The sequence below is a fragment of the Rickettsia endosymbiont of Pantilius tunicatus genome, assembly GCF_964291875.1.
In the GTDB taxonomy this organism is placed as follows: Bacteria; Pseudomonadota; Alphaproteobacteria; order Rickettsiales; family Rickettsiaceae; genus Rickettsia.
On record NZ_OZ198175.1, the window covers coordinates 210,934 to 223,944 of the forward strand.

Consider the following 13,011-nt stretch of genomic DNA (forward strand, 5'->3'; position numbering starts at 1 on the left):
ATTTTAATGTTCGTTGAGGGTATTTCTAATATTCGTTAGTCAGACATTTTTGAAACTTATGTACAAGAGATATTGATCAAAGAGTTAAAGCCTGGTCAGATAGTAGTAATGGATAATATTAATTTTCATAAAAGTACAAAAGTGAAAACGTTAATTGAATCTGTTGGTTGCAGTATTTTATTTTTACCAACTTACTCTCCTGATTTAAATCCTATTGAGCATTACTGGTTTAAAATCAAGAACGAAATAAGAAAAACTGTTTATAATTTTGAGCACTTTTTTGATGCGGTTTACTATGCTCTTGAAAAAGTCACTACCTTATCGCATTAAGCTATACTTCTTGGATGCTGTTCTCCAAATTTTTCTATATGATGATCACGGAAATTTTTATAAAAAGATTTGAGAGGTATATGACAGCTTGCTTTAGCTGCGTTTAAGTACATAATACTTATTTTCTCTATATTTTTCATATTTTCTCGGTAGTTATTCCAATATATATTTTCTGCAGTAGTATAAGTCGTAACTGCTTCCTGATACTTATTGAGGCTAGTTAATGCATCCGCTTCGGCAACAAATGCCAAGGCTAAAAATATATCAGGTGAAGCAGCAACATCTTTATTGGATCTATTTGGATCTTTGAGGAAAGCTTCCACAGCTTTTTTAGCATATTCTAAAGCTTCGTTAGTATTTCCAAGTCCTAGCTTTATTATAGACATTTGGGTATAAATACGTCCAAATATTTGATATTCTTCTTTTTCTTTAGGTTTTTTCATATTATATACTTCCTCTAGTAGAGGAAGAGCATCTTTATACTTTTTAAGGCTGTTTAATATACCCACTTTAATTAAGTATAAGCCAGTAAGAAACGAATCTTGAGGCTTCATACCATTACTAATACAAGCATTTATCGTAGTATCAATTTGTTCTAATGCTTCATCATATTTACCCTGAGTATCAAATAATCTAGCTTTTGCATAATTTAACGTTGCAGCATCTGTTTTATCTATTAGCTTTTGATTAAACATATTTTGCATTATTTGGATATTTTCTTCTGCTTCCTTTAGATTCCCTAGTTGAATATTAGATATAGCTAAACCAAAAATTATATTACTTTTTGAGGTTTCATATCCTTTAACATCTTCAAATATTTTTCTAGCTTTTACATCATATTCAATTGCTTCTCTAGCTTCTGATCGGTTTAAATAATACCACCCTATGCGTCCTAGATAAGTAGTATAAGCTCCTTTCTCGTCATTATCCATCATCAATAATTTAAAATTATTTTCTTTTTCGTTTTTATCAAACCAGTCAACTAATATTTTTGCTTTGGTTATATCGCATGCAGTAACATATTGTATTAACAGATTTAGTTTTAACTCTAAAATTTTATATATTGAGATATTATAATTTTCTGCATTTTGGGTAATTATTTCAATATTGTCCAACACAGTTTTATTTTTTCTAAAAACATTTCCTTTTATTAAACTTTTAGGGATAGTATTTAAAAGATTGATGATAAGTTGATTGAGATTTTCTTTATTATCATTTTCATTAATCTGTAATATTTTTTCAACTATAACATCATGCATTTCAAATGTTGGATTATTTTCATTTGGCTCAATATTAGTGATTAAAGCAAATTTGGAAATATTATAAATATCATCATCTAAATGATCTTTATCCGAGGTGATAGAACTTAGAAATTCTTTTGAAAAACTTTGATTATTAATTAAAGCTATTTCATTTAGTAATTTTTGGGCAGAAGGGCTTAACTCACTAATAGCAAGTCTAATATTTAGCTGTAGAAGTCAAGATTTGATCTTACAGACACTATAAAAATTATATCTGAATATCTGATAAATTATGACTGTCAGATGAGTATTCAAGATATAAGATTTCATTGTTCTTTTCAATAGCTAATTTCTTACTATCCTTAAAAGTTTGCATAGGCGTTTTACCATAACAATATTTTCCTGAATGTGGTCGCTCATTATTGAAATGCTCTAACCAAATATCAAGATCTAATTGTAAATCATCAAGATCAGTGTAGATCCTTTTCCGCATAGCTGTATCAAAGAATTCTTGTGTCATAGTTTTATTAAAACGTTCACACATACCATTTGTTTGAGGAGAATATGCTTTAGTAATAGTATGTTCTATACCTTCGATACTTAGAAATAATTCAAAAGCATGATGCTCTATATTTCCCTTATATTCTGACCCGCGATCTGTCAGAATACGAAGTATTGTATGCCTTGAGTTTCATACCATGGTAACACGCGGTCATTAAGCATATCAGCAGCAGTTAAAGCTGTTTTATCAGTATATAGTTTAGCATCAGCTACTCTGCTATAGCTATCAATAAATACCTGAGAATAAACCTTACCTATACCCTTAAAATTTCCTACATAATATGTATCTTGGCATCCTAGATAACCTGGATGCTGTGTCTCAATCTCGCCATGGGCTTCTTTTTCGCTACGTCGTTTCTCTAGTACTTGTAACTGAGATTCAGTAAGTACAATACCATCCTGAGCCATCCTTGCTTCTAATGCTTTAAGCCTTTTATTGATATTGTTTAAATCATTACGTAACCAAATTGATCTCACTCCTCCAGGTGATACAAGTATACCGCTCTTCTTAAGCTCATTTGATACTCTTAGCTGACCATATGCTGGATATTCTATTGCCATATCCATTACTGCCTTCTCTATCACTGGATCAACTCTATTGGCTATTATTGGCTTTCTTCGACTAATTTCATACAATGCTTCTTCACCACCAGTTTCATACAGTTCTTTAAATCTGTAATAACTATCTCTGCTATAGCCCATCGCTTTACATGCTGATGATATGCTACCAAGACTCTTAGCGAGTTCTAGTAATCCTAATTTTGGCTTTATTATTTTTTGATTTAAGTTCATTTCTTATCTCCATTTAATAATTAATTTATTTTACTAAATGTAAGATCAAATCTTAACTATTGCAATTTAGCTCAATTTTATCATTAGCTCCTTGTATTTGTTTCTTATATTCATTTAAACTTAAACCCTGTACTTGATTCAATATTTGTGATCCTTGAACCATAAGAATCGGATACCCCTTAAATTCTTGTGCCAAAAATTCTATCGATTCCGGATTATTATTCTCTAGGATATTTTTTACAAGCATTTTAGATTCATTTTCAGCAAAAGCACTAATTTGTACTATATTCAGCAATGATTCACTATCTTGAGAACAAAAAAGAATATTGCCGTTATTTTCCCAATTAATAAAATCTGCTACTTTTTTATTTTGACCTATTTTTAAATTGTCAAATACCAATAACCATTTATCTTTACTAGTTAGATAAGTCATTAATTCCTTTCTTACTATATTAATATTGTCTGAAACAACAGTAGAATTTGCTTGAGTATTAATAGCTTTAGCAAGTTTTGCTAATTGCCCGTCAATATCTAAATTACAATCTATAAACCAGATAAGATCATAATCTGCTTTATTTTCATAAGCATACATTCTAGCAATCTGAGTTTTCCCCATACCGCTGACACCTACTAAACTAGATTGTTTGTATTTTTTTAAGTTATTTTTAATCTTTTCTAGTTGTGATAGATGATTTATGAAATAACTGACAGGTGTAACAAGATTAGATATTTGTTCTGTGGCAAATATATTATTGCTCATTAACAATATAATGATTATTGATATATATTTTTTCATAGTATTTTCACTGATTATAAATCCTTAGATGTAAAGGTTTAGGATTTTTTCGATCAAAAGTCAATAGAATTTTGTTATGAGATAAAAATAAAAAAAAGATAAGATATTTTAAATTAGGATTTACGGCAGTTAAATATAAAATCAAATGGATTTATTGGTTTATTATCTAATATAATCTCAAAATGTAAATGTTTCCCTGTAGCGTTACCGGTTTTTCCTTGAGTGCCTATAAATTGACCACGTGTAACTTTTGTTCCCTTTTTAACATGTATTTCTTTTAAATGAGCATATTTAGTAACAAATTTATGGGAGTGTTTGATCTCAACAAAATTTCCGTAATCACGTACTCTAGCGGTTTTAATTACTATTCCGCTTGCTGATGCATATATCGGTGCTTCTTTTTTTGCTTGTAAATCAATGCCATTATGAAAGCATTTTTTCTTCCGTTTCTTTTTATGCGGGCTTATTCTAGTGCCATAATGGCTAGTGATTTTAGGTTCATATTCCGGCAGCATAAGAGGTATTTTAGAAATTATTCTATCAAGTTTTGCTAACTCAGAAATATTATTTCTATGAGTAGTTTTTTTAGCAAAATAACTAGTTTCTGCGTTAGAAAGGAATTTATATTTTGAATTTAATTTCGTAACCAATTCTTTTATAGCAGATATTTTTAAACCAGCAGTATTATCAAGTTCATTAGGATTTTTGTTATGGAATTTCTGTAAGAAAATTTTATTTTGTTTAGGATCATTAATTACGACACCTAAATTTTTAGCATATAAACATTTATTGTTTTTATTTGTAAGATTATATAAAACTACTAATTCTGCATGATTTATATTATATTTTTTTCTAATTTAGAAGAGGTAGTAGAAAGTAGTGTTTTATCCCTAGAAAGTTCAAGGGTACTACAGCTTTGAAGAAAAAAAAGAGCAAACAGTAAAAAAATATTTCTTCGGGTAAACATTAAAAGTCAATATAAGTAAATTTCAGATTTAAAGCATAGCTTAGATATTTTGTTAACTCTTCTAGTTCTTGTCTAATATTAGGTGGGTTAATCAACATCAATCCACATTTTATCATATTCTTATCGCTAGATAAAAGTTCATATTCAATAATTAATGTTTCTTTAAATCCAATAGTTTTATAATTGTGGTAAAAATCACTTACTAGTAATAAATCCTTTATAGGATACCAAATCAAAGTAGAATTATTTAAAGCTGAAACTCTGATTTTTTTTAGTGCAGTAATTAATTTTTGGAACTCATTTTTTACTTCAAATGGTGGATCAAGAAATATTAACCCTCTATTTTCTTTAAATGGTAGGAAAGCTTTTATAGCATTATAAGCATCTATATGATGGGTATTGTTCGGTAATAACTTTTTTAATTCTAAATAATCAGCCGGATGAAGTTCACAAGCAATTAAACGATCTTGAAGTCGTAATAATTGTTGAATAATAAAGGGGGAACCTGGATAAAAATTCTGACCTATGGAATTTATTACAGACAGAAATATTTTTAATGATTTAGGAGTATGATCTAGGGCTTGTAATAATTTACCGATTCCGTTGTTATGTTCTAAAGTTTTGGAAGCGGCTTCTGAAGTTAAATCATAAAGCCCAAGCCCTGCAAAAGCATCTAAAACGGCAAAAGGTTTTTCTTTATTTTTCAGCTGTTCTAAAATCGTAATTAAAACTAGATGCTTGACTATATCGGCAAAATTGCCTGCATGATAAATATGACGGTAGTTCAAAGTTATAGACTATATTTTTGTTTTAGTAACTTTTCTGCTTCTTCTGGCAAGATTTAATAAATTATATCATATTATAATTAATCATAAAAACTGTTTGTATGATATAATATAATTTTTTTAGAATTATTTCTTTACTTGATAAGTTACATTGTTATTTTTGCTAAAATAATAAATTATTAAATCTAAATTATGAAAAAATTATATATAGTATTATTAAGTATAATACTAAGTAGTAGTGTTTATGCTAACAATCCTAATAATCTTTTTAAAACAGCTCAATATATGTTTGGTATTAACTTACATGGTATAATTCATATTGGAGCATTTGATGGTGGTGAAAAAGACTTTTATAGGCACTAAATATAGAAAATGTATTATGGATTGAGGCTGATCCAGATACATATAAAAAATTATTAGAAAATGTTAAACCCAATGGTACTACATGCATAGCAGAAAACTTTGCCGTTGCAAATAAAAATGGAATTGCTAAATTTTATAGAACTGATAATGGGCAGTCTAGCTCCTTACTTGAGTTAAATTTACATAAAGTTATTCATCCAGATGTTTTGTTTAAGGAAACTATAGAGGTAACTCAAAAGCGATTAGATACATATTTTCAAGAATCGCAATATGATGTAAAAAAATATAATGCTATTTTAATAGATGTTCAAGGAGCTGAATTATCAGCTTTGCAGGGAGCAGTAGACACTTTAAAAACGATTGATTGTATAATAGCGGAAGTTAATTATGCTGAGTTGTATACAAATGGAACAAATATATGGGATTTAGATAAATTTCTTGCTGATCAAGGGTTTTTAAGAATTGATACTGTTTCTGCAACATGTGGATGGGGTGATGCACTTTATATTAAAAGAAATTTATTATTGAAACATTCTGATCCTGTAAAATAAATTGAAAGAAGTATACATTAATATAAGTATATTTTTTTATTACAAAATATACTTATTAAAAAATTGGCAACGATATTTAATATGAGCTTTATCTATAAGAAACAAGCAAAAATCGTTCTGTTTCTTTCTTTTTAACATCCTATTTTTATTGTTTGGTCAAAGTCTACAGCTATAATTTATTTATTGAAGCTGATATTATCTCTTTACTTTGAATATGAGATATATTCAACTTCTTCTCTAATTCTGCTAATACTTCAGCTAGACATAATAGATAAAAGTAATAATTTGTTAACTTCCTCATACTCATTTTCTTAAATATTAACCCTATATTCTAATTACATAATTTTAAATATCTAAAATTGAATTAAATATAGAAAATTATACTTAGAATTACAATATTATATTGCAAATTTCTTAAGTTTATATATATTAAAATTAATTTTTTAATTGAATATTTAGAATAGAATTTTATGAAAATTAAGTACAGTAATTTTTTTACTGAAAGTAAAATAGAAGAATTATTTAAAGAAGCAATAGCAGAATTAGGATTTAGCAATACTGAAAAAGATTCTGAAGAAGAAATAGATTTATCTAAAGACCAAGAACAGAAAGTAGTTGAATTTATAGTAAATAAAGAAATAGCTAAGGAAGAAAATACTAAACATCTTTGGATGGCTATTAATGATATTAACCTAACTAAAATAAATGAATTAGAAAATAATATTGATGGTAAGGAATATGCAGAAATTTTAATCACTTCATTATTATTAAATTCAATAATTCGTAATAATAAAGTTATTAAATTTCTGCTTACGGAAACTGAAATATCTCAATACCCTACTTTAAAAGCAACGATAATTCCGGATTTCTTAGATATTAATGATAAATCAGAATTAAATGAAGAAATTATTGAATTGTTAAGCATAGATAATGAATCAATATTTAGGAAAGAACTAGGTTATTTTTTATGGAACTACAATATTCCGGATGAATTGTTTATTAAAAGCTTTGAAAATATTGCAGATATAAATAAACCTTTGATTAGAGCCTGTCTTGAAATTAAGGTTTAGTCAATTTTTTAAGCATAAGTGTAATCATATTGATATAAATAATATGTTCAGAAGTTTTATAGTTATGCTCATAGTCTTTACTCATACGACGAAAATTATTGAGCCAGCCAAAAGTACGTTCAACTATCCAACGCTTGGGAATCACTTTAAACCCCACTTGATCAACAATTTTACGAGAAATTGTCAGTAATGCTCTTACAGTTAAAAAACACCAAATTTGTGATGCTCCAGCATAACCACTATCTGCAAAAAATTTGATAATACTAGGATATTTTGCTTTTGCCTTGATTATTACATTTTTAGCACCATCTCTGTCTTGTATACCTGCTGAATGTACTTCACATGATAATACTAAACCAAGTGTATCTGTAACTATATGGCGTTTCCTACCCTTAATCTTCTTGCCTGCATCATATCCTCTAGCTCCCCTTTTTGGGTAGTCTTAACAGACTGACTATCTATAATCCCTACAGTAGGAGTGGATTTCTTACTTTCTTTCTCCCTTACTTTTTGGACTAATCTATCATGTATTTCTTGCCATCTACCATTCTTACGCCAACGTAAATAATAGTCATATACTGTTTGCCATGGGGGAAAATCTTTAGGTAATAATCGCCACTGACAACCACTCCTCATTACGTAACGAATGCCATTAATTATATCTCTTATATTATGTTTACGTGACCGTCCTATCTTGCAAGGACCAACAAATGGAGCTAAATGTATCCTTTCTTCTTCCACTATATCACTGGGATACATATTCCTACTTTATTTTTTTTGACAATATAAATTATTTCTTATATCTTTTCAAGACAGGCTCTTAGAGAAAGTAGTGATGACAAAGGTCAGACATTTTATGGAGAGCTCTCATTACTTAATCAAGTTGCACTTTCTAAGCGTTCGAAGCTATTGCAGCACTTACTTAATAAAGGAGCAAAAATACTACCTGATGAAGTTCCGTATGCTATACATAATACTGAAATTTCAGATCAAATTTTAATTGATAGTATTGAGGGATTAGATATCAATTAACCTTTAATTAGAGAAGTTCAATATGTTCAGAATAAAAATATCCATGATGAGGAGTATTCACTACTATCAGAAGTTTTAAGGAATGAGCGTTTTGAATTAGCGCAATATTTAGTTGATAAAGGAGCAAAGATGTATCTTGATGAAATAAGGTCATTTTTGTGGAATCGTAATGTTTCGGATCAGCTTTTAATTAGTGGCATAAATATTTCAGATATCAATAAACCTTTAATTAGAAAAGTTAGCTATGAACAAGGTCAAACATTTCAGAATGAGGAATATTCATTACTAGTGGTTGCTACCCAGTATAATCGTTTAGAATTAGTACAGCATTTAGCTAATAATGGAGCAGATGTAAATTTCGAAGATAATGCAGGAAAGTTATATATGATGGCTTATCACGAAGGTATACTCTTCTTCGATGCATTAGTATCTAGTAATAAATTAATAAAACACCCCGATATGGATTCCTACAATGTAAATTTGGGTAATCAAATATCTTTAAGGTTAAGTGATTTATATGATGTTATAATGTGGAAAAATAATTTTAACGCTAGCTTGAGCGATGATTTTGATAAATGGTTTAATGATGGGAATATACATTCTATTAAAAGTTTATTTAATGCTTTTCAAAAATTTTCAAATATAAAAATAAATTGTTCGAAAGAATGTTCTAATAATTTCAAGAAAGCACAAGAAAAATACGGAAAAGAAATTATAAGTCAAAAAAAGAATGAAATAGATGATTCTATATTTAAAATTAAAAAATATTTTTTAGAAAATTGGGAAAAAACCATGCTAATTTGTAAGGATTTTGATAGTACTACTTTATTTGGTATACCAGAATTAAAAATGTGTATAGGAGATAAGCTGCTTGATTTATTTGTTACTGGTATTTTAGTACCAAAAGAAGAATCGATTGAAGTAGTTAAACTTGTAGGAGAAGATGTTTAAAATTCAAACCATAATTAGAACAGTTACGTTTAATTACTTAGAGCCTGTCTTGAAAAGATATAAGAAATAATTTATATTGTCAAAAAATAATAAAGTAGGAATATGTATCCCAGTGATATAGTGGAAGAAGAAAGGATACATTTAGCTCCATTTGTTGGTCCTTGCAAGATAGGACGGTCACGTAAACATAATATAAGAGATATAATTAATGGCATTCGTTACGTAATGAGGAGTGGTTGTCAGTGGCGATTATTACCTAAAGATTTTCCCCCATGGCAAACAGTATATGACTATTATTTACGTTGGCGTAAGAATGGTAGATGGCAAGAAATACATGATAGATTAGTCCAAAAAGTAAGGGAGAAAGAAAGTAAGAAATCCACTCCTACTGTAGGGATTATAGATAGTCAGTCTGTTAAGACTACCCAAAAAGGGGAGCTAGAGGATATGATGCAGGCAAGAAGATTAAGGGTAGGAAACGCCATATAGTTACAGATACACTTGGTTTAGTATTATCATGTGAAGTGCATTCAGCAGGTATACAAGACAGAGATGGTGCTAAAAATGTAATAATCAAGGCAAAAGCAAAATATCCTAGTATTATCAAATTTTTTGCAGATAGTGGTTATGCTGGAGCATTACAAATTTGGTGTTTTTTAACTGTAAGAGCATTACTGACAATTTCTCGTAAAATTGTTGATCAAGTGGGGTTTAAAGTGATTCCCAAGCGTTGGATAGTTGAACGTACTTTTGGCTGGCTTAATAATTTTCGTCGTATGAGTAAAGACTATGAGCATAACTATAAAACTTCTGAACATATTATTTATATCAATATGATTACACTTATGCTTAAAAAATTGACTAAACCTTAATTTCAAGACAGGCTCTAAGGAGTAAGAAGAAGCTAAATGTGTGTGGGCAAGACAAAAAACGAAATAAATATATTCAATTAAACTCTAGGATAACTTAGCTCGTTTATCGTCTTGCTTATTATAAACTTAGGCTATAACGCTTCTCCGTTTGCAGCTTCTAATCCTATTAATTGCAATAGTTGAGATTTTATCTTACATTTAGTAAAATAAATTAATTATTAAATGGAGATAAGAAATGAACTTAAATCAAAAAATAATAAAGCCAAAATTAGGATTACTAGAACTCGCTAAGAGTCTTGGTAGCATATCATCAGCATGTAAAGCGATGGGCTATAGCAGAGATAGTTATTACAGATTTAAAGAACTGTATGAAACTGGTGGTGAAGAAGCGTTGTATGAAATTAGTCGAAGAAAGCCAATAATAGCCAATAGAGTTGATCCAGCGATAGATAGAGAAGGCAGTAATGGATATGGCAATAGAATATCCAGCATATGGTCAGCTAAGAGTATCAAATGAGCTTAAGAAGAGCGGTATACTTGTATCACCTGGAGGAGTGAGATCAATTTGGTTACGTAATGATTTAAACAATATCAATAAAAGGCTTAAAGCATTAGAAGCAAGGATGGCTCAGGATGGTATTGTATAGCTTAATGCGATAAGGTAGTGACTTTTTCAAGAGCATAGTAAACCGCATCAAAAAAGTGCTCAAAATTAGAAACAGTTTTTCTTATTTCGTTCTTGATTTTAAACCAGTAATGCTCAATAGGATTTAAATCAGGAGAGTAAGTTGGTAAAAATAAAATACTGCAACCAACAGATTCAATTAACGTTTTCACTTTTGTACTTTTATGAAAATTAATATTATCCATTACTACTATCTGACCAGGCTTTAACTCTTTGATCAATATCTCTTGTACATAAGTTTCAAAAATGTCCTTATTACATGTCCCATCAAATATTATTGGGGCAATAATATCTTTGGCAGACACCCCAGCAATCATACTAATCCGTGATTTATATTGATAGACCCTTTCACCATAACATCTTTGACCGATAATGCTCCACCCGTGTTCTCTACAGCTATTATCTTCTATCCCAGATTCATCGATAAATACTAAATCTTGTTTGTCTATAGTTTTTAGTTTCAATATAAACTCATTCCTTAGACCAACATCTCTTTTGGGATGAAGAAAAGTTTTTTTTATAACTATAACCTAATTTATTAAGCAATCTTGATATCGTACTTGCAGATACTTTTTGACTCCAGTTGTTAGCTAGTTCCATGGTGGTTTTATCAAAATTTAATTCTATAAATTTTTTAAATCCCTCTATGTCTCTTATTATTCTACGATGTCCTGTATGATAACCACTTTTTGCTTTGATATCGCCGGTTTGTTTCTTTAATTTTTTCCATTCTATTATAGTCTTCCTACTAATAGAGTATATCTCAGAAGTCTCTTTTATTGTTTTACCATCTGTTAAACTTTTTATTACTCGTATTCTTAAATCGTATGAATATGCCTTTGCCATAAGTTTTTCATTTAGTATAATCTAACTCATACTCTAAGTCACTATCTTATCGCATTAAGCTATACTTACTGAATCTCAGTTACAAGTACTAGAGAAACGACGTAGCGAAAAAGAAGCCCATGGCGAGATTGAGACACAGCATCCAGGTTATCTAGGATGCCAAGATACATATTATGTAGGAAATTTTAAGGGTATAGGTAAGGTTTATTCTCAGGTATTTATTGATAGCTATAGCAGAGTAGCTGATGCTAAACTATAGTAAATTAAGTTGAGGTTTGAGTATAGGGATGATATATATAAAGGAAAATGCCAAGATCATATAGTCAAGATTTTAGAAAAAGAGTTATAGGATATGTAGAAAGAGGTAATAGCTGCAATAGCACTGCGATAAGATTTGAAATAGCAGCAAACACAGTAAGGAATTGGTATAAGAGATATAAGTCCGAAGGACATTATTTAGCAAGAAGAATAGGAGGCAAAAAAGGACGGGTAACAAGTCAAGATGTTGAGTTGTACGTGAGTTCTAATCCTAATTTCACATTATTAGAAATGGGTACGTATTTTAATATGAGTTCTGTGGGTGCGTATTATTGGTTAAAGCAACTAGGTTTTAGCTATAAAAAAAAGACTTTTCCTACTTGGAAGCAAGTCAAGAAAAGCGAGATAAGTACCAAGAGGTCATAAAAGATACACCAATAGAACATCTTGTATATATTGATGAAAGTGGTATTGAGATAAATATCTGCAAAGATAGAGGATGGGGCAAAAAAAGCGAAAAACTTATTGGTAAAAAAAGCGGTAAATATTACAACAGAACAAATATCATAGCTGGTTATGTTAATAAAGAGTGTATAGCACCGATGATATTTAATGGAACATGTAATAGACAATTATTTGAAAGTTGGGTTGGAGAATTTTTAATAAAAGAGCTAAAACCTGGACAAGTTGTAGTGATGGATAACGCTGCTTTCCATAAGTCTCAAAGGACCAAAGAACTAATAGAATCAGTAGGTTGTAGGATAATATTCTTACCACCTTACTCCCCTGATCTAAATCCAATAGAGAAATTTTGGGCCAATATGAAGCGATGGATTAAAGCTACAATTACTCAATTTGATCAATTATATAATGCTTTAATTCAATTCTTTAATACGCAAACTTCAACTTAA

General features: G+C 29.5%; 14 protein-coding genes and 6 pseudogenes. 11 read left to right on the plus strand and 9 right to left on the minus strand.

Annotated features, from left to right (window positions below; translation table 11 throughout):
- Positions 1–42: 42 nt before the first annotated feature.
- Positions 43–330, plus strand: a pseudogene (locus ACICQC_RS01265) (transposase); the annotation flags it as partial.
- Here the strand turns inward: ACICQC_RS01265 and ACICQC_RS01270 are convergent.
- From ACICQC_RS01270 to rlmJ, 5 genes and pseudogenes are all read right to left on the minus strand, one after another.
- The gene (locus ACICQC_RS01270) at positions 327–1,589 is read right to left on the minus strand and encodes a tetratricopeptide repeat protein (protein WP_395477104.1); all 1,263 of its coding nucleotides are present in this window, start codon (positions 1,587–1,589) and stop codon (positions 327–329) included. The pseudogene ACICQC_RS01265 and the gene ACICQC_RS01270 overlap by 4 nt on opposite strands.
- Before the next feature lie 250 nt (positions 1,590–1,839).
- Positions 1,840–2,924, minus strand: a pseudogene (locus tag ACICQC_RS01275) (IS481 family transposase).
- Positions 2,925–2,976: 52 nt separating this feature from the next.
- A complete protein-coding gene (locus tag ACICQC_RS01280; protein WP_395477105.1) occupies positions 2,977–3,720 on the minus strand; it encodes a hypothetical protein in 744 nt (247 codons plus the stop codon).
- Between the two features lie 113 nt (positions 3,721–3,833).
- Positions 3,834–4,687: pseudogene (locus tag ACICQC_RS01285) on the minus strand (M23 family metallopeptidase).
- On the minus strand, positions 4,687–5,475 hold the full coding sequence (gene rlmJ / locus ACICQC_RS01290) for a 23S rRNA (adenine(2030)-N(6))-methyltransferase RlmJ (protein ID WP_395477106.1): 789 nt from the start codon (positions 5,473–5,475) through the stop codon (positions 4,687–4,689). The pseudogene ACICQC_RS01285 and the gene rlmJ overlap by 1 nt, the downstream one beginning before the upstream one ends.
- Before the next feature lie 189 nt (positions 5,476–5,664).
- Between rlmJ and ACICQC_RS01295 the strand changes: the two genes are divergently transcribed.
- Both ACICQC_RS01295 and ACICQC_RS01300 read left to right on the plus strand, forming a co-directional pair.
- Positions 5,665–5,835 carry a hypothetical protein gene (locus ACICQC_RS01295; protein WP_395477107.1) on the plus strand — a complete coding sequence of 57 codons (171 nt, stop codon included), beginning with the start codon at positions 5,665–5,667 and terminating at the stop codon, positions 5,833–5,835.
- Between the two features lie 20 nt (positions 5,836–5,855).
- The gene (locus ACICQC_RS01300) at positions 5,856–6,386 is read left to right on the plus strand and encodes an FkbM family methyltransferase (protein ID WP_395477748.1); all 531 of its coding nucleotides are present in this window, start codon (positions 5,856–5,858) and stop codon (positions 6,384–6,386) included.
- Between the two features lie 109 nt (positions 6,387–6,495).
- Here the strand turns inward: ACICQC_RS01300 and ACICQC_RS01305 are convergent.
- A pseudogene (locus tag ACICQC_RS01305) lies at positions 6,496–6,648 on the minus strand (PIN domain-containing protein); the annotation flags it as partial.
- A 208-nt stretch (positions 6,649–6,856) separates the two neighbouring features.
- On the opposite strand from ACICQC_RS01305, the gene ACICQC_RS01310 reads away from it, so the two are divergent.
- Positions 6,857–7,456 (plus strand): hypothetical protein, encoded by a 600-nt coding sequence (locus tag ACICQC_RS01310; RefSeq protein WP_395477108.1) that lies wholly within the window; start codon positions 6,857–6,859, stop codon positions 7,454–7,456.
- Here ACICQC_RS01310 and ACICQC_RS01315 read toward each other — a convergent pair.
- Together ACICQC_RS01315 and ACICQC_RS01320 are read right to left on the minus strand one after the other, a co-directional pair.
- Complete coding sequence (locus ACICQC_RS01315; protein WP_395477750.1) at positions 7,446–7,853, minus strand: transposase; 408 nt, start codon at positions 7,851–7,853, stop codon at positions 7,446–7,448. The genes ACICQC_RS01310 and ACICQC_RS01315 overlap by 11 nt on opposite strands.
- Positions 7,829–8,215: a transposase gene (locus ACICQC_RS01320; protein WP_395476475.1), complete on the minus strand. Its 387-nt coding sequence runs from the start codon at positions 8,213–8,215 to the stop codon at positions 7,829–7,831. Before ACICQC_RS01320 ends, ACICQC_RS01315 begins: the two co-directional genes overlap by 25 nt.
- Before the next feature lie 402 nt (positions 8,216–8,617).
- Here ACICQC_RS01320 and ACICQC_RS01325 point away from each other — a divergent pair, with 402 nt between their 5' ends.
- The 4 genes and pseudogenes from ACICQC_RS01325 to ACICQC_RS01340 all read left to right on the plus strand — a co-directional run.
- Positions 8,618–9,439: a hypothetical protein gene (locus tag ACICQC_RS01325; protein WP_395477109.1), complete on the plus strand. Its 822-nt coding sequence runs from the start codon at positions 8,618–8,620 to the stop codon at positions 9,437–9,439.
- Positions 9,440–9,541: 102 nt separating this feature from the next.
- The gene (locus ACICQC_RS01330; protein WP_395476475.1) at positions 9,542–9,928 is read left to right on the plus strand and encodes a transposase; all 387 of its coding nucleotides are present in this window, start codon (positions 9,542–9,544) and stop codon (positions 9,926–9,928) included.
- Positions 9,925–10,311, plus strand: a complete 387-nt coding sequence (locus tag ACICQC_RS01335) for a transposase (RefSeq protein ID WP_395477752.1) — start codon at positions 9,925–9,927, stop codon at positions 10,309–10,311. Before ACICQC_RS01330 ends, ACICQC_RS01335 begins: the two co-directional genes overlap by 4 nt.
- 235 nt (positions 10,312–10,546) lie before the next feature.
- Positions 10,547–10,955 (plus strand): annotated as a pseudogene (locus tag ACICQC_RS01340) (helix-turn-helix domain-containing protein); the annotation flags it as partial.
- 4 nt (positions 10,956–10,959) lie between these two features.
- Here the strand turns inward: ACICQC_RS01340 and ACICQC_RS01345 are convergent.
- Positions 10,960–11,842, minus strand: a protein-coding gene (locus ACICQC_RS01345) for an IS630 family transposase (RefSeq protein ID WP_395477110.1) whose coding sequence is annotated in 2 segments (ribosomal slippage) — positions 10,960–11,514 and positions 11,516–11,842 — 882 coding nt in all. Because the reading frame shifts where the segments join, the coding sequence is not laid out codon by codon here.
- A 61-nt stretch (positions 11,843–11,903) separates the two neighbouring features.
- Between ACICQC_RS01345 and ACICQC_RS01350 the strand changes: the two are divergent.
- The 3 genes and pseudogenes from ACICQC_RS01350 to ACICQC_RS01360 all read left to right on the plus strand — a co-directional run.
- Positions 11,904–12,098: pseudogene (locus tag ACICQC_RS01350) on the plus strand (IS481 family transposase); the annotation flags it as partial.
- A 50-nt stretch (positions 12,099–12,148) separates the two neighbouring features.
- The gene (locus ACICQC_RS01355) at positions 12,149–12,526 is read left to right on the plus strand and encodes an IS630 transposase-related protein (protein ID WP_395476240.1); all 378 of its coding nucleotides are present in this window, start codon (positions 12,149–12,151) and stop codon (positions 12,524–12,526) included.
- Positions 12,481–13,011 carry an IS630 family transposase gene (locus ACICQC_RS01360; protein ID WP_395476342.1) on the plus strand — a complete coding sequence of 177 codons (531 nt, stop codon included), beginning with the start codon at positions 12,481–12,483 and terminating at the stop codon, positions 13,009–13,011. The genes ACICQC_RS01355 and ACICQC_RS01360 overlap by 46 nt, the downstream gene beginning before the upstream one ends.